The sequence below is a fragment of the Microcoleus sp. MOSTC5 genome, from assembly GCF_036701825.1.
GTDB lineage: Bacteria > Cyanobacteriota > Cyanobacteriia > Cyanobacteriales > Microcoleaceae > Microcoleus > Microcoleus asticus.
On the sequence record NZ_JAUBRK010000016.1, the window covers coordinates 67,972 to 85,508 of the forward strand.

Genomic DNA, 17,537 nt, shown 5'->3' on the forward strand with positions numbered 1-17,537 from the left:
TCTTATGACTACGAATAATATCGGTTTTTCCACCCAATTATAGCTTGTTCAATTCCCATATCTAAACTAAATTGAGGCTTCCATTCCACCTCATTAGATAAACGACTTACATCAGCCACTAACAAAGGTGTTTCTTTCGCAGCAGACGGAATAGCGCCTAACTGCACTAAATCCGATCGCCCGATTATATCTGCTATTTGATAAACAACATCTTTAATCGCGATGGGCTGTCCCGATCCAATATTAACAGATCCCGTCACCTCACTGTCCAAAAGAGCCACAAAAGCATCAGCCACATCCTGTACATACATAAAATCCCGGATTTGATTACCGTGAGAGCAGCGAGCAGGCTCTCCCTTTAACAGAGAAAGAATCACTGAAGAAACCAGCCGATTTGGGTACTCGCAAGCACCGTAGGGAAAGAAAATACGTCCCCAAGCACTGCTGAGACTTGTCGTCTCACAATAGCAACTTACTATCTCCTGCAAAGCATTTTTACAAATACCGTAGGGAGTATCTGGATTTCTCGGCGTGACAAATTCCGAGCAATAACCATATTTCCAATCATACTCCGCGCAAGTCCCACCCATCACTACTCGATCGCCCCCTTGCTCTCGAAATTGCCTCAACAATTCCAAACTTGCCTGCACCCACAAAAAGTTATCCTCAGATTTCCAGTATTGTCCCGGTAAAGTATAACACCAGGCAAAATGCAGCAAATGTGTAGCTTTTACTTGACAAACTAACTCCCTAATGGATGTAGAGTCTAACAAATTTGCCAGATGCCAAGTACAATCCGAATTGACAGTCGGCAAAGTCTTAGAAGCAACAGCATGAACCTCAAACCCGCGTTCCACCAGCGTCTTTAGCGAGTGTCTGCCAACAAAACCCCCTGCCCCCGTAACCAGGACTTTTTTCATAGCACAAAATCGGGGAAATTGCGATCTTTTTCCGAAATTACGCGCTGAGATATCTCCGGCCAATCCATACTAAAAGTTGGATCATCCCACCGCACTCCCCTTGCTAATTCAGCATAATAAAATTCCGACATCTGGTAAAAAACCTCAGTATTATCTGCCAAAGTTTGACAGCCATGAGCCATACCTTCAGGAATATATATCATCTTGCGATTTTCCGAGTTTAGCTCTACTGCAAACCACTCTTTAAAAGTACGAGAATCGGGACGCAAATCTATAATTACATCATAAATTCCGCCTTTGATACATCTAACCAACTTCGCTTCCGCGTGAGGTTTAGTCTGGTAGTGCATCCCACGCAAAGTACCTTTCTTCAAGTTAAAAGAAATATTGCACTGCACTAGATTAGGATTCAAACCATGTTCTGCAAACTCCTTTTGACACCAACTGCGGGCAAAAAATCCCCTCTCATCTGCTACAGGTTCTACCTCAATAACATAAGCTCCCTTAAGCTTTGTTTCAGTAAACTTCACCCTATCACCTCCACTTGAGGAATCAGCACCACAAACTTACCTCCCCACTCGCGGATATAATCCATCTGACTTACTATCTCATCCTTGATGTTCCAAGGCAAGATCGCCAAATAATCTGGCTTAGTCTCCCGAATTTTATCTGGATGATATATCGGAATCTGAGTTCCAGGCAAAAACAAACCCTGCTTGTGCGGGCTTAAATCGACCGTATAATCAATCAAATCCGTGCGGATACCGCAATAGTTCAGCAGCGTATTAGCCTTCGCCGGCGCACCGTAGCCCGCAATTGATTTGCCCTGGTTTTTGGCATCAATTAGGAAACTGAGCATTTGGCGCTTCGTAGACTTAACCTGTTCGCAAAATCCTACATAAATTTCAATCTGATTTAACCCTGCTTGCAGTTCCTTAGCTTTTAGTTGGGAAATGCGATCGCCAACTGCTATACTATCAAAATCCTCATGCCTCCCGTAAATCCGCAGAGAACCGCCGTGCGTCTGTAATTCCTCCACATCAAACAAAGTTAAACCGTGACTTGCAAAAACCTTCTCAACCGTCAACAGCGAAAAATAAGAGAAATGCTCGTGGTAAATCGTGTCAAACAGATTGTCTTGAATTAATTGCAATACATGAGGAAACTCCATTGTCAATATGCCATCTGGTTTCAGGGTAATTTTCATCCCCGCCACAAAATCGTTCAAGTCAGGCACATGAGCCAACACATTATTTCCCAGCAACAAATCTGCCTGTTTGCCTTGTGAAACCAACTCTTTAGCGGTTTCTACGCCAAAAAACTTTACTAAAGTTGGAATCCCTTTTTCCTCAGCTACTTTTGCCACATTTGCAGCAGGTTCAATCCCTAATACAGGAATTCCTTTCTGCTGAAAATACTGGAGTAAGTAGCCATCATTGCTAGCGAGTTCAATTACCTGACTGGTTTCGTCAAATCCAAACCTCTGCACCATCAACTCTGTGTATTTCTGAGCATGGCGCAGCCAAGAGTCTGAATAAGAAGAAAAATAAGCATACTCACTGAAGATACTATCTGGTGATTCAAACTCTTCTAACTGCACTAAAAAACAATTACCGCAGACATAAGTATGAAGCGGATAGAATTTCTCTGCACAATTCAGATGTTCTTGAGATATAAAAGCATTCGCCAGCGGCGACATCCCCAGATTTACAAAAGTATGATCCAATGGGTGACTGCAAAAACGACATTTAGATGGCACCGAATTAGCCCCCTTGACTATCAAATAAGAGAAAGAAAATTAAAACCCGAGTCACAGAAATCCTCAATCACACGCTGATGACACAGGTGTTTTCCTCCATCAAAAAGTTTTTATACCATTCAATTGTTTCTTGCAACCCTTCTTCTAGAGGATACTTAGACTCCCAACCGAGCATTTTTCGCGCCTTATCTGCCGAGAGGTACTGATGTTTGATTTCATTCTTCGCCCGGTTCAATACGACAGGCTCTAAATGAGTCTTGTCCATCAATTTCAAAACCTTATCTACCATGCCCCGCACAGAAATTTGCAACTCGTTGCTAAAATTAAACGCCTCTCCCAAAACTTCTTCCCTGTCCATTTGCTCAGCCAAATGGAGATAAGCTAAAACCCCATCCTTCGCATAGAAATAGTCCCGAATAAAAGTGCCATCACTGCGGATAACTACCGGCTTGTCTCGTAATGCCGAGCGAATTGTAGACGGAACAATGCGATTAAAATTTAAGTCTCCGCCGCCGTAAAAGTTGCCGCAGCGAGTAATGCACACGGGCAAACCATAACTGACGTAGTAAGCGCGACTGATTAAATCAGCACAGCTTTTAGAAACATCGTAAGGGTGTTCTCCTTGCAGCGGAGTTGTTTCGCTGTAAGGTAACACTAGCTGGTCTCCATAGGCTTTATCGCTGGATGCTATGACAATTCGGCTCACACCTCCAACGCGACGACAAGCTTCTAGAATATTCCAAGTGCCTTTAATATTCGTTTCAAAAGTTGCCAATGGCTCTCTATTTGCAACTCCCACAATTGTCTGAGCTGCTAAATGAAACACCGTATCTACTTCATACTCATTAATCGCTCGTTCTACCGTTGACAAATCTTCTACACAACCGCGAACGATATTAATTTGCCGATACCACTCTCCAGCATAAAGTCGGGATTGCGGCACCAAGTCACGGACTAATCCCGTTACCAAGGCTCCTCTTTCCAGCAACTCAGCCACTAACCAGTTACCCAAAAGGCCAGTGCAGCCAGTTACCAACACAGATCGATCGCGCCAAAATTCACTCATTCCCACACCCTCCAAGGAGCCTCTCCATTATCCCAAAGTTCATTCAAATACTTATACTCGCGGTAAGTATCCATCGCAAAAAAGAAACCTTTGTGGCGGTACGCCATCAATTGTCCCTGGCTCGCTAACCGTTCTAGTGGCTCTCGCTCCAAAAAACAATCATCCCCGCTCAAATCCTCAAATATGCTGCGGTGAAGTACCAAAAATCCTGCACTAGCCCAGCCATCTATTTGAGGTTTTTCGGTGAATTCCAGAACTTTGCCTTGGTTGTCCACCTCTAAAATGCCATATCGAGATATCGGACGCACTGTACTAACAGTTGCCAGCTTACCATGAGACTTATGAAAATCCAACAGCGCCCCAATATTGATATCAGCAACTCCATCACCGTAGGTCACCATAAAGGTATCATCAGTAATGTATTTCTCTACACGTTTCACCCGCCCCCCAGTCATGGTGTCTGGCCCTGTTTCCGCCAGTGTCACCTTAAAATCTTGCTCGCGGTGTTCCTCGTGATAGGTAATCTGATTTTGGCGGCCCAGGCAAATAGTAAAATCATTATTCATAGCTTCATAATTGAGGAAATACTCCTTAATCATGTTGCCGCGATAGCCCAAACATACAATAAAGTCCCGGAAACCGTAATGGGCATATGTCTTCATAATGTGCCATAGAATCGGATGCCCGCCCACATCAACTAAGGGCTTGGGACGAAATTCTGTTTCTTCTCGGAGACGTGTCCCCAAACCGCCGGCTAATATAACTACTTGCATTGTTTCACATTTTTAAAATGGTAAATAATTTTCAGTCCCTAGTTGCCCAGACACAAGCTACTGCCACAAATCTTTTTGAGGAGTCTACCACAACTTCGGGGGAATTTTGCCCGATCGCCCCAATGAACTCCAAATGAACTCAAGCCGTTGCCTTGCCAAGGATATCAGACTTCATGCCTCTAAGGATGTTCCCGCAGGCACTAGGTATTATAGACAAGCCGCCCCCAAGCCCTAAGCCATCGAGCTTAACAATAGATATTACCCCAAAAATCAACACAGGAAGCCGATCGCACTCAATCGATCGACCAACACGCGCGATCGACCAACACGCGCGATCGGGTAAACTAGAAAGGTCGATCGGGCTGTATCCTTGTAACGTTGAGTCAAAGCCCAACCTCAGCATCAGAGCAAAGAGCTAGACTGAGTACAGAAAAAAGAGTAACTTAAAGTCGCTCCAGAGCGAGCAACTTTTTAATCATGGAGGTTAACTGTGGATTTTCAGCAAGTACGAAAAGACATTGCTTTTCAATACCTCAAGGGCGAGGGGATAGAAGTAGGAGCCCTTCATGCCCCTCTTCAAGTCCCTGAAGCCGTCAAGGTTCATTACGTCGATAGAATGTCTGTAAGCGATTTGAGGAAGCAATACCCAGAGTTAGGGGGACTAGATTTAGTAGAGGCGGACATTGTAGATAATGGTGAAACTCTCTCATCCATAGCTGACAACTCTTGGGATTTTGCGATCGCCAATCACATGATAGAACACTGTCAAAATCCGATCGGGGCGCTGGAAAACTTCTTGAGAGTTATTAAACCGGGAGGGCTTGTATATCTGGGCGTGCCGGACAAACGCTATACATTTGATATCGGTCGCCCCCTGACTACCCTAGACCACCTAATTCGGGACTACAAAGAAGGGCCGGAATGGTCGAAGCTAGGTCATTACGACGAGTATGTCAGGCTAGTTGACAAATTTCCTGAAGAACAAGTGGCGGGACGGATGCAGCATCTACTAGATATAGATTACAGCATTCATTTTCACGTTTGGACAGCAGAGACTTTCCCCGAATTGCTCGCATACTGTCAAGAAAAGCTCTCTCACCGTTTTGAGATACAACACTTGCATGAAAATTTTGGGGAACTGATTGTGATTCTCAGAAAAATGCCAGAACCCAAAAATTAGGAGCCCAAAGTTTTTAGGCGCTGTGGCAGATCAAGTGCGTTCGCCCTTTCAAAAGATCGACCTATTAGAATTAAATGCACCCCTAGCAAAACAAAAATTTATGGAAGTTCTCGATAATTATATAAAGTCAGCACCGAACAGCCAAAACGCACTGGATATTTTTAAAGGTGAGTGGGCATCTATGTTTCCTGGCAGTGTCTCGTTAGCTGCAGGAACTGTTCCACTGTTTGAAGACAACCGCGTCGCCTGGGCTATTGAGAAATTTAACGGAGTTCACAGCAAGCATATTGTTGAATTCGGACCTCTCGAAGCCGGACATACCTATATGCTAGAAAAACACGGCGCCGCTTCAATTATAGCAATTGAAGCAAACAGCCGCGCCTACCTGAAATGCCTGATTGTGAAAGAAGTAATGGAACTTCAAAAAGCACATTTCCTCTACGGCGACTGTGTAGAATATCTGCGGACAAGTCCGAGAAAATTTGATGTTTGCTTGGCTAGCGGTATTCTTTACCACATGGCTAACCCCGTTGAGCTAATTTCTTTGATTGCTAAAGCATCAGACCAAGTATTTATTTGGACTCACTACTACGACGGCGATATTATCCACAACCAACCTCACCTCAGTCCTAAGTTTCCGGCGCAAGTAGCGACTGAATATGAGGGATTTAAGCATACGCTTTACCGCCAAGAATATCAAATTGCCCTAGATTATGCAGGCTTCTGCGGAGGTAGCAGCGCCTTCAGTCACTGGCTGAGCCGCGAGGATATTTTATCGTGTTTAAAGTATTTTGGGTTAACTGAAATCCAAATCAATTTCGATCAGCTAGACCACGCTAATGGGCCGTGCTTTGCATTGGTAGCAATGCGGCCTGCTACTTCTGGCTCTTAATTTGTTAGTAGCTACAAAGGGCGGGTTTTACCAAAGATAGATGGGGTGGGTAAAAAGATAAATGGCGTTGCTGAATAGAGGTATGAATTCAAGATTTCCCAATTGCTATCAGCCCGCTTGAGGGTGAGTTTTGTAACTTCAAGGGAAAAGGTGATTCATACCGTGAATCAGCAACGCCAGATAAATAAACCCGCCCCCCCATAATCTCCGAAACAATCAGACACGATTTTAATTGCTTGATTTGAGTTGGGCAGCTCGCTCGTAAGCAGCAGTTGCTTTATCGTCAAACTCCTTGTTTTTTCAAGGCATCTCCTAATTTGCAATAAGCTGCCTCAAAAATTGGATTTAAATAAACAGCGCGGCGGTAACATACGATCGCCCGATCAAGTTTCTGTTGTTCTAGCAGGGTATTTCCTAAATTGAGGTATTCCTCGGCTGTTGCCTTGGACGGTTCCAAAATCAGCGCCGCATACCAGCAATCAGCGGCTTCCTCTGGCTTGCCCATTTGGGAGAAGACTTTAGCTAAGTTGCGGTAGACCCCAGCAAAATTCGGTTGAATAGCGATCGCTTTTTGGTAAGATGCGATCGCCTCTTTCCACTGTTGCTGCTGTGCACTAACAGTTCCGAGGTTCGCTAAAGCTTCAGCAAAATCAGGCTGAATTTCTAGAGCGCAAATGTAGCAATTCTTTGCCTCATCCAGTTTGCCCCCAGCTTGGAAGGCATTCCCCAAAGTCTTGTATGCCGGAGCAAATTGAGGATGAATCTTCAAAGCTAACTTGCAGGCATTCATTGCATCGTCTAGTTTACCTTCTGCTAAACGCAATTCTCCGAATTCGTTTAAGCCAACGGCAACACTCGGAACCTGTTGCAAGCCTACCTCAAGCTCGTGAAGCTGATCTTGACTGTGTTTGAGTTGCTCTTGTGTCTGATGCTGTTGAGCTTCCGACAAAGCCAACTTCTCTTGAGTGCGATCAAACCCAGTTTGAACTTCCTCTAATTCCATTTGCATCTGGTACAGCTTAGATTGCAAATGCCACTGTTGTGTTAATATCTGCGCTATTCGAGACTGAGAGATAACTGAATCAACCGACTGCCTCAGCTTGGGAACAAAGCGTTGAATTGTTAAATCTTGTACTTCATTGCGATCAGCAGGTTCAAATAGCCAGGGTCTTGGAAGAAGTGAATCCGCTATACCTCGAAGCATTTTTTCTTTACTTTCTTGTAACGATCTCGTCATGTAATGATTGATGCGCAACTTTTCAACTGAATGCGTTGCCGAAAAAGATCCCTCTACAGCTTCTTTATTTTCTGTAACTGCAGCCCGACCGCTTAAGTACAAAAAATTGTGAGGGTTCGTAGCGCAAATAGTTGCTTCAGGACGCACAATCACTTTGATGTGCCTGTTTACATCCAAACTCTCTTCACCGCGCCGATCAAATTTTTCTATCTGTAATCCGTCAGGTCTAGTTTTATGACCGGAGGCACCAAAAATTAACCAATTAACCGCCACTGCTGGAAACTCGACAAATTCCTCTAACACCTCTTTTAAATCTGAGTTTTGCGTTGGAAATAAAAACTCATCCAAATCGATAAAAGCTATCCATTCTGATTCATGTCCGTAGGTTTTCAGACAATGCTCGTAAGCTTGAATTTGTCCAGGTCTTAGTGGCCAATCATGCCAGACAACTTCCTTCAAGCCAATGTACGGACGAACAATGTCAATAGGGTTATCAGTGCTGTTGTTATCGTATAAATAAAACCTTTCAACACCCACTATTTTATGAAACTCCAACCACTCAACGAGATAGGGAGCCTCATTTTTGAGAATGGCACACACACTCAGTTTGCACTTTTTTGGGCTAGTTTCTGGCTGCAGCTCAAGCGCAGGCTGTTCGTTGGGATTCTCCCGCAGCAACGGTTCGCTATTCCAAGGATCGAAGGGAATCAGTTTTTTCTTTTGCAAGTGAGGTCGGAAGAAAAACTTGCATCGTTCGTTCAGCATGGCTGCTGCAAAAGAGAACGTGCTATTTGAAGTAGCCAAAACATCGCATTGACTCAATATGTAAAAATCAGGATAGAAAGTCGCTTCAGATATTTCTACACCCAAATCTTTTACTGTTATTGGGTTGTAATCAGCAAAATCGCCGACAACATTTTCTATTTCATCGCTAGCGATAAACAAAACTGGTTCATCCAGAGTTTCCCACAAACCGTCCAACCATTCTCTGTACCATTCATTAGGAGCAATGGCTAGATAAGGAACAATATCTTGAGCCCAACTATAATCGCCACGTCGCAAATGTAACCCGACAACCGTTTTGCCTTTCTCCCGCAGACGGCCGACAGCTTCTTTCATCTTAGCTTCAACTTCCAGCACTGGTTGGAACAGGGAACAAAAATATTCTTTGTCCTGAGCGTGATACTTAGTGTGAAACTGAAAAAATCCAAAAAAATCAGCGTTCGTAATTGGTTTCGGTGCATTCAGTATTGCAGATTCCGAAAGTTTATACGGATATTGTTGCTCCCTAACTTCCGGTAATGGATGAGAAATTGGGGGTTCATTGTGACCAAAGAGATATTGACCGGGCCAAGCTGGCAACTCGAGTCGCATCCCATGTTCTTTGGTGTAGATTTTCAAGAAAGCATAATCAAATATCTGATTTCCAAATCGTGCGATCGCGAATGCTGCCATCGTAATCAGCGGCTTTTTCACATAGAAAGCGTCGCCCCAGTAGGGATGATGCGTTATCGTTGCCACCCGCTGGAAGCCGTGCAGTTCCAGAAATTCGTCCAACTGATCAATTAATGCGCAACCTTCATACAGTTCCTCATAATTAACTTCTGTGTTAATTCCCGCCACATATTTCAACCAGTTAGTTGCTCCTTGCAAAGCCAAAAGTTCAGCCCCTTGAATATCTATGTTTAAGATATTAAAGTTATAAGGATTGAGCTGCATTTCTTGCAGCAGGGTATCAATAGTTTTTGACTCAACTGTAACTTGATGAGTTTCCTGAATATTGGGATAAAGTTCTAGGTGACGCTTCAGTTGCAAAATAGAACTGCTTTGATCTATCGAAGTAACCCGCAAATTCACTGTACCATTTTCATTGCTAACAGCACAGTTCACCGCTTGAACATTTGGCACCCCAGCAATATTAGCTTGCAACCGTTCAAACACAACCGGGTTAGCTTCCACAAAAAGCACTTTTTGAACGCCCATTGCTTGATAAGTGCTGATTTCTGTGCCTTCGTGAGCTCCAACGTGAATAACTCCGTGCGGCACGATCCCATATTGACTGAAAATTTGCTGCAAGTCCAGCATTCGGGGCACTTCACCCAAAACATTTTGGCGGAATCGCTCATTTACAGCCAAGAAGTTACTGAACTCAAAGTTTTCATCCTCTGACAGCCAGGTAGGTTTATATTCTAACTTATCTGGGAGAATCTTAAAAATTGAATAGCGGAATTTTTGCAAATACTCAAATGCTTCTTTCAAGCTTGTTTTAGCATCTAGATAAGTTCCTCCATATTCAAATTGCAGATAATCTATTCTGCCTGTTTCTAGAAAATATTTTGCTCCATAAAGAACTTCTAATTCGCCACCCTCAACATCTATTTTTAGAAAATTAATTCTCTTAATGCCGTGGCGCTGACAGTAATTGTCGATATTAGTTGTCAAAACAGTAATTTCTTTAGGTGTATTGAGCAACCCTTGTTTTTCCACATCTACTCTGCGGTAAAAGCTACTCAATAGTGGATTGGCTTCGTAATAATAAAATTTCTTAACTTCTTCCTTCTGCCCTACAGCTACATTGTTGGAAATTACTTGTTTATCCAGGTTCTGAATCAGCTTTTTGTAGACATGAGGAATTGGTTCAAACAGGTGAATTTCTACGTCATGTCCTTGGCTCAACACTTCCGCTGTCCAATCTCCAGCATTAGCACCTACATCAAAAACCACATTCCCTGCATTAATAAACCTAGCGACAACTTGGCTCTCACCACTATCTTGAAAGCTGCTATTTGTTATTTTTTCTGTTTCTTTCTTCTCTTCTGGATGCTTTGGCAAGGCAGTAGCTACCCGGAACTCACCTGTTCGCGCAAACTCTTCCCATGCCTTAGTATTAGCATCTTGACAAAACTGAGCTAAAACTGATTTGGCTCGTTCAGGCACAGAAACTATGGCATCTTCAAATATAACAGTGTATCTGCTTGTTTTAGCCGATAGTGTAGCAATTATTTCATTAATGCTCGGCCACTGTTCTATACGGTGAGGACTTGGTGGGGGAGACAAAAACAATCGAGCATTGTCAATCAGGATAAAATGTTCGCATTCAGAATTATTGATTATTTGCAACTCTTCGAGCAGCGGGCACTCATCATTTTCTCCGGCAGTACCGCCACCCATCCAATGAGCATCTAACCAGAATAGAGCAGGCTCCTTGAGTTGAGGAACCACTAATTTAAGTTGTTCTTTTGTATGACCCCACAAAAATTCTATATTTTTTACATGGCTATACATACTAGATGTTGATTCGTATATATGCTTAGCAAATTCTATTGTAAAGACTTTTTGGAAATGCCCTGCAGCCCACACAGATGTGCTGCCTTGAAAAGTCCCCGTCTCTACAAATGTTTGCAAATTATATTCATTTTTCAGCACCAACATGAGCTGTTTGCAATCTCCCAAACCCATCTCAATTACTCCTATACATTTTTTTTTAACACATAACTACAGTCTCTCTGAACCACCTTTTTTTTTTCAGAGTTTAGAGATTAACATATCTTGGCTGCGAATCGTGAGATTTAAAAGACCTCATTCTGAAAGGATAAAACTTAACTGGTTCCACAAATTCACTTTCAAATATGCATGCGATCGAGCACATAACCCAATTTAGGTATATCAGCCGGAATCCCGTCCTTCATCTTTCGATAATCGCGATCGTGACTAATCACACCTTGATGATTATAAGCTATCCCTTCACCTCGATATTTTTTTAACTCCCGGCGATTGGCTTTATACCACTGATTAGCCCTTGGATATTCTGCCTCCATATTTTCACCCCATACTTTTCCCTCAAACGCTCCTCGCCTCTACCATCATCCGCACCACATCGGGCATTTTATTTTTTGCCTCCCAGCCCAATTTTTCTTTTGCCTTACCCGGATTTCCCATCCCTACAGCAATCTCCGTCGGTCTGTAGAGACTCGCATCGTTTACTAAATGTTCCTGCCAATCCAAACCCGCAGAAACAAAAGCTGTCTGCACAAACTCCTCCAAAGGATAACTTACACCCGTTGCAATTACATAATCGTCCGGTTCTTCTTGCTGCAACATCAAATACATCGCCTCCACATATTCCGGCGCCCAACCCCAGTCCCGCTGCACTGAAATATTTCCCAAATGGAGTTTTTCGGAACTGCCCGCAGCAATTCGGCACACAACAGATACAATTTTTTGGGTGACGAACCTCTCCGGCCGCAGCGGCGACTCGTGATTGAACAAAATACCAGAGCACGCAAACAAATTGTACGCTTCCCGATAATTCGCTACTTCCCAAAATGCGGTTGCTTTCGCTACCGCGTAAGGACTTCTGGGGCGAAAAGGCGTATTTTCATCCGCTGCACTGCCTCCAGTATCCCCAAAACATTCGCTAGAACTGGCATTGTAAAGTTTGATTTTTCCCCCTGTAAACCGAATTGCTTCTAAGAGATTCAATGTTCCTGTGGCAATGCTTTCGAGGGTTTCTACGGGTTGTTCAAAAGACAGGGCGACGGAACTTTGACCTGCTAGATTGTACACCTCATCTGGCTCTATTTTGGCAAGCACTTGCAAGACGCTGCGAAAATCGTTGAGAGACATGGATTCTAGTTTTACTCTGTCTCGGATGCCCAAACGGGCCAGGTTTCCGAAACTAGACATTTGGGCGTCCCTGGAGGTGCCGCAAACTTCATAACCTCGATCGAGCAACAGTTTCGCTAGATAAGCTCCGTCTTGACCTGATATACCACAAATTAACGCTTTTTTCATATCAGATTTTTTTTCACACCTACACCGTAGCCGTTGCTATTTTTCAAACTTTTTAACTTTTATAGTCGGAATTTTTATTGTTTTTAATATTTTGGATTTTTCGATACCTTACCAGAGCAAGTTTAAGCGCTTACTCCAAACAAACAACAAATTTATCATCAAGCAGGCCCGAAAACCCGATCGAAGGAAGTATTATTGCAAAAAGTTCGATCGATAGCTGGGAGTAGCAGCATACGAGTATCGGCCGCAGGACACGGCACTGCCGTGTCCCTACGATATTTCATCTTCTACTCGCCAACTATCAACTGCCAAAAGTCTCTACCGCTCGAAAACAGAAATAACCAGTCAGCTAGAAATCGACTCAAAAGTACAAAATATCAGCATTTTTACCTTCTGCCGAATGACTAATCCCTTCTGCCTTCGGGTACTAGGCTTCCCACCTTTGGGCGACTAATTCAGCCAAGTCAACCACCCGCTGACTGTAGCCCCACTCATTGTCGTACCAAGACAACAGCTTCACCATGTCGCCATCCATAACTAGCGTCAAGCTGGCATCCAGGATCGAAGAAGCATCGTTTCCGCGATAATCGCAAGAAACAAGAGGCAAATCGTTGTACTCCAAAATCCCTTTCATGGGGCCTTCGGCCGCTTCTTTGAAAACTTGATTTACCTGCTCGGTAAAAGTCTTTTTCTCTACCTGAGCCACAAAATCAACTACCGACACATTAGGAGTCGGGACGCGCATGGCGATGCCATTTAACTTACCCTTTAATTCTGGAATCACCAAAGCCACAGCTTGGGCCGCTCCGGTAGAAGTCGGCACAATATTCATCGCAGCAGCCCGGGCACGCCGCAAATCTCGGTGGCTGGCATCCAGCAAGCGCTGGTCGCCAGTATAGCTGTGAGTAGTGGTCATCATGCCTTTGACGATGCCAAAATTTTCGTGAAGCACTTTCAGCACGGGAGCTAGACAGTTAGTGGTACAGCTAGCATTGCTGATGACAGTGTAGTCACTGTGCTTGTAGTTGTGGTGGTTGACTCCCATTACGTAAGTACCGACCTCAGGCCCCTTACCGGGAGCTGTAATCAGCACCTTTTTAGCACCGGCCGTGATATGCTTCGATGCACCAGCCTGGTCAACGAAGACGCCGGTTGCTTCAATAATCAGATCAATACCCCAATCTTTCCAAGGCAGGTTGAGCGGATTGCGATCGCTCACGCATTTAACTGTCTTGCCGTTGAGAATAATCGAATTTTCATCCGTACTGATGTCCACATCCTTCAACGTTCCCATCATGGAATCGTATCTCAGCAAGTGGGCATTAGTTTTCGGATCGGAAGTGTCATTAATAGCTACCAGTTCTAGCTGGCTATCTTTTCTGCCCAACCAGCAGCGTGCAAAACTGCGGCCAATACGTCCAAAACCATTGATCGCGACTCTAATCACCTTGTACCTCCTAATGATGGCAGCCCCTTGCTCAGGCTTAAATTTTGGAAAAATTTAAGAATTGACTTATGAGACAAGATCATATCGCAAAGGTCGATCCTTTCTAACTTTTTGTGTTTATCAAAAAAGCTGGAACTTTTTTAGAAGGCAGAAATCGCAAGCCAGAAGGCATTCGGCATTCGGCATTCGGCCGCTGGTTACTGGTAAAGCTGATGGGCCGCAATATAAGCCCGGACAACTTCCGGGACTAAGTAGCGGAGGTCGCGACTTTCGGCGCAGCAACGGCGGATTTGGCTCGACGAAATCTCGATCGCAGGCATGGACAGCACCTCCCAGCGAATTTCCACGTCCAAAAGAGCCATTTGTGCGGCAACTCGCCGGCCAACAGCATTTGCTTGAACCAGCATCCTGTCCCCCCCGGAATCGAGGGGTTTTCCACTCGGACAATCTCCCCACTCGGAAACTCCCCCAATCACCCCGCTTTCTCCTGTTTTCCCATCTCCCTGACTCGGACGCGGGGCCACCAACCAGTCGCACAACCCGCCAATTTCGCCGCACCGGTGCCATTTGGGGAGAGTAAGGAGTGCGTCGCTACCAATAATCCAGTACCAGCGATCGCCTGGATACAATTTTTGCAAATACAGCAGGGTGTCAATCGCAAAAGAACTCTTGGAGGCATTTGCCTCCGGCGGCGAAAGTAGGAAGTCTGGGCGATCGCCGATCGCGAGAGCGAGCATTTCCCGCCGTCGCTCAAAACTTGCCAAATCCGGGCGCCACTTGTGAGGAGGAGAGCGATCGGGTACCCAAATGACTCGATCGAGACCAAATTGACTTGCAGCCGTCTCCGCAACCAACACGTGGCCCCAGTGAACCGGGTCAAAAGTCCCCCCCAAAATCGCTATTTTCCCCATATTTCCCAAAAATCAGGAGTTAATACAGACATCGCGCAAATTTTATATTTGTACGCTTTTAAACATAAGCTCGTTTATTACAAAACCCTCGCTTCACATCGGAGACCAACCCCTGGAGGACCGGAGTTTTGGCGATCGTCCTGGACTCGTCCTGGACGCTAAAACCGATTTTGTTAACCCCCTTACTTCTTCAAACCTTCAATCAGAGTTAAAAAACCGGTTTCCGAGCGTCGGAGTGCCTCTAGGACTGGATGATTAACCTTACCAATATTAATCCCAACTTGTTTAGAGTGGGTTATCGACCGCCCGAGCATTAGTTTGTTGGCGGGCGAAAAAGTTTTGACAGTAGATATACTTAGCGGATTGGTAAAAATTTTAAGGACTGCCAAGAGCCTCCATCGGCTTCTCGATCAAACCCAATCATTGGTTTGATTAATGGCTTTTCGACTATTTCGAGTAACTGCATAACTTGTATACATACAATCAAGTAAAAATATATACTATAGCTGCGATCGTGTCAATCTCTGACTTTCAGGAGAAAATGACCGTAAAAGTAGATTTATGACTATAAAATGAGCGAAATTTTGTCATACGTGGTAGTGTTTGTAAATCCTTATGGGTTTTCCCTCAATCTTGGTAAAAAAGTTGTGGGGCTCTTGCTGCCGTATCCCAGCACAGCAGGCGGATAGAAATAGAAAGAATGCAGGAGTATGCAACTACCCAAAATTAGTCTATCGATCCAGACCCCAGACCCCGTTTTCTGTTCTCTGCAATTTTCGAGCTGTGACTGTTCCGGAAAACTACTCGGTAGTAAGTCATATAGGATACAAGACAAATATCTCTACAAGTCCCGCAAATCAAGGGACGCGCAGAGAATTTTGTACAAAATCTCTAGCGAACTGTATCCTGAAAAAACAATTCTTGATATGATATCGCGTGTTATTGGCGTGGTGTGGTGTGTGAGGAGCAAAGATGCCGAGTTCTGTTGATTTCAGCGGTAGACCATTTCATTTTATCGGCATTGGCGGGATTGGGATGTCAGCCCTTGCCTACATTCTAGCTAAACGCAAGTTGCCTGTGTACGGCTCCGACATTAAATCGAGTCACATAACCGAGCGCTTGCAAGGAATGGGAGCTCATATTTTTTGGAGTCAAGACGCCAGCAATTTTGAATTATTTCAAACGGCCCTTAACGGTAGCAGTCCGGACCGCGGGCCACAGGAAAGGGCCGTATCCTCGGCAGTCGCTGGTACGGTAGGGGCTTCTGTCGCGACAGCCGAAGCTCTCCAATTGAACGGCAACGGTTCAAGCGCCCAAGCAATTCCGGGATTACCTCAAGTAGTATGTTCGACGGCAATTCACCCGGCAAATGCCGAATATCGAGCTGCTTTAGATTTGGGCTGTCCGATTTTTCATCGATCGGATGTGTTGGCAGCGTTAATTCAAGATTACCAAAGCATAGCCGTAGCGGGGACTCACGGCAAAACTACTACTAGCAGCTTAATCGGCTTCATGCTGATGGCGGCGGGTCTAGACCCGACGATCGTGGTAGGAGGCGAGGTAAATGCTTGGGAAGGCAATGCCCGTTTGGGGGCAGGCCCCTACTTAGTTGCCGAGGCTGATGAATCCGACGGTTCTCTCGTCAAGCTGGTAGCCAAAATTGGCATAGTGACGAATGTGGAACTGGATCATCCAGACCATTACGATACCCTCGACCAGGTAATAGACACATTTAAGGTGTTTGCCCAAAACTGTCAAACCTTGGTGGGCTGCATTGACGACCAAATCGTCAAAGACTGCCTTCAGCCTCATGTCAGTTATAGCTTGCAGCCGGACAGCGGTGCTGACTACACGGCTTCGGGCGTGGAGTACGGAGCCGAAAGCACCAAAGCCCAAATTTGGGAGCGAGGAGCTTTCCTGGGGGAAATGGAGTTGAAGTTGCTAGGCAAACACAATCTCAGCAATGCACTAGCTGCGGTAGCAGTGGGTCGATTGTTGGGGTTAGAGTTTTCGGCGATTGCCAAAGCGATTGCTGGCTTTGAAGGAGCTCGCCGCCGTTTTGAGGTGCGGGGTTTTCACAATGACATCCTGTTTGTGGACGACTACGCCCACCATCCTAGCGAAATTCGTGTCACCTTGGCGGCGGCTCGTTTGCGCATCGAAGGTAGCGAAAAAAATCCCAAATCCCGAAGAGTGGTTGCGATTTTTCAACCCCACCGTTACAGCCGGACTCTGACATTTTTGCCAGAATTTGCTCAATCTTTTGGGGATGCTGATTTGGTTGTGGCTTGCGATATTTATAGTGCTGGGGAAACGAATTTAGGAGAGATTAGCGGGCAGCAAGTTGCTGATTTGATTGCTAAAGAAGGCCGAGAGGTTGAGTTTCGGCCTTCCCTGGAGTCGGTAAGTAAGTTTTTAACCGAAAATCTGCAACCGGGGGATTTGGCTCTGTTTTTGGGTGCTGGCAATCTGAATCAGATTATTCCAGAGGTTATGGCTTTTTATCAAAAAGCCGATCGCCCGGATTAGCTCAATCGCCCACCCAGAAGAGTCGATCG

The 17,537-nt window shown here is 44.9% G+C and carries 15 protein-coding genes; 3 read left to right on the plus strand and 12 right to left on the minus strand.

Annotated elements, in window-relative coordinates; all coding sequences use genetic code 11:
• Window positions 1–8: 8 nt before the first annotated feature.
• The 6 genes from QUA54_RS11165 to QUA54_RS11190 form a co-directional block, all read right to left on the minus strand.
• Window positions 9–920: an NAD(P)-dependent oxidoreductase gene (locus tag QUA54_RS11165; protein WP_333414684.1), complete on the minus strand. Its 912-nt coding sequence runs from the start codon at window positions 918–920 to the stop codon at window positions 9–11.
• A complete protein-coding gene (rfbC, locus tag QUA54_RS11170) occupies window positions 917–1,450 on the minus strand; it encodes a dTDP-4-dehydrorhamnose 3,5-epimerase (protein WP_333414685.1) in 534 nt (177 codons plus the stop codon). The genes QUA54_RS11165 and rfbC overlap by 4 nt, the downstream gene beginning before the upstream one ends.
• The gene (locus QUA54_RS11175) at window positions 1,447–2,679 is read right to left on the minus strand and encodes a class I SAM-dependent methyltransferase (protein ID WP_333414686.1); all 1,233 of its coding nucleotides are present in this window, start codon (window positions 2,677–2,679) and stop codon (window positions 1,447–1,449) included. The genes rfbC and QUA54_RS11175 overlap by 4 nt, the downstream gene beginning before the upstream one ends.
• 67 nt (window positions 2,680–2,746) lie before the next feature.
• Entirely contained in the window at window positions 2,747–3,745 is a 999-nt protein-coding gene (locus tag QUA54_RS11180) for a GDP-mannose 4,6-dehydratase (protein ID WP_333414687.1), read from the minus strand.
• The gene (gene rfbF, locus QUA54_RS11185; protein WP_333414688.1) at window positions 3,742–4,518 is read right to left on the minus strand and encodes a glucose-1-phosphate cytidylyltransferase; all 777 of its coding nucleotides are present in this window, start codon (window positions 4,516–4,518) and stop codon (window positions 3,742–3,744) included. The genes QUA54_RS11180 and rfbF overlap by 4 nt, the downstream gene beginning before the upstream one ends.
• 139 nt (window positions 4,519–4,657) lie before the next feature.
• A complete protein-coding gene (locus QUA54_RS11190) occupies window positions 4,658–4,921 on the minus strand; it encodes a hypothetical protein (RefSeq protein ID WP_333414689.1) in 264 nt (87 codons plus the stop codon).
• Between the two features lie 87 nt (window positions 4,922–5,008).
• Here QUA54_RS11190 and QUA54_RS11195 point away from each other — a divergent pair, with 87 nt between their 5' ends.
• Both QUA54_RS11195 and QUA54_RS11200 read left to right on the plus strand, forming a co-directional pair.
• The gene (locus tag QUA54_RS11195) at window positions 5,009–5,698 is read left to right on the plus strand and encodes a methyltransferase domain-containing protein (RefSeq protein ID WP_333414690.1); all 690 of its coding nucleotides are present in this window, start codon (window positions 5,009–5,011) and stop codon (window positions 5,696–5,698) included.
• A gap of 34 nt (window positions 5,699–5,732) precedes the next feature.
• A complete protein-coding gene (locus QUA54_RS11200; RefSeq protein WP_333414691.1) occupies window positions 5,733–6,590 on the plus strand; it encodes a class I SAM-dependent methyltransferase in 858 nt (285 codons plus the stop codon).
• Between the two features lie 283 nt (window positions 6,591–6,873).
• Here the strand turns inward: QUA54_RS11200 and QUA54_RS11205 are convergent, their stop codons facing one another.
• From QUA54_RS11205 to nadD, 6 genes are all read right to left on the minus strand, one after another.
• On the minus strand, window positions 6,874–11,286 hold the full coding sequence (locus tag QUA54_RS11205; protein WP_333414692.1) for an FkbM family methyltransferase: 4,413 nt from the start codon (window positions 11,284–11,286) through the stop codon (window positions 6,874–6,876).
• A 164-nt stretch (window positions 11,287–11,450) separates the two neighbouring features.
• Window positions 11,451–11,645: a hypothetical protein gene (locus tag QUA54_RS11210; RefSeq protein ID WP_333414693.1), complete on the minus strand. Its 195-nt coding sequence runs from the start codon at window positions 11,643–11,645 to the stop codon at window positions 11,451–11,453.
• 22 nt (window positions 11,646–11,667) lie between these two features.
• Window positions 11,668–12,621, minus strand: coding sequence for a GDP-mannose 4,6-dehydratase (locus QUA54_RS11215; protein WP_333414694.1), 954 nt, complete (start codon window positions 12,619–12,621; stop codon window positions 11,668–11,670).
• Between the two features lie 158 nt (window positions 12,622–12,779).
• Entirely contained in the window at window positions 12,780–12,905 is a 126-nt protein-coding gene (locus QUA54_RS11220; protein WP_333414695.1) for a hypothetical protein, read from the minus strand.
• Window positions 12,906–13,048: 143 nt separating this feature from the next.
• Complete coding sequence (locus tag QUA54_RS11225; protein ID WP_172185783.1) at window positions 13,049–14,068, minus strand: type I glyceraldehyde-3-phosphate dehydrogenase; 1,020 nt, start codon at window positions 14,066–14,068, stop codon at window positions 13,049–13,051.
• 197 nt (window positions 14,069–14,265) lie between these two features.
• The gene (gene nadD / locus QUA54_RS11230) at window positions 14,266–14,979 is read right to left on the minus strand and encodes a nicotinate (nicotinamide) nucleotide adenylyltransferase (RefSeq protein WP_333414696.1); all 714 of its coding nucleotides are present in this window, start codon (window positions 14,977–14,979) and stop codon (window positions 14,266–14,268) included.
• 972 nt (window positions 14,980–15,951) lie between these two features.
• Here nadD and murC point away from each other — a divergent pair.
• Window positions 15,952–17,508: a UDP-N-acetylmuramate--L-alanine ligase gene (gene murC / locus QUA54_RS11235; RefSeq protein ID WP_333414697.1), complete on the plus strand. Its 1,557-nt coding sequence runs from the start codon at window positions 15,952–15,954 to the stop codon at window positions 17,506–17,508.
• Window positions 17,509–17,537 lie beyond the last annotated feature (29 nt).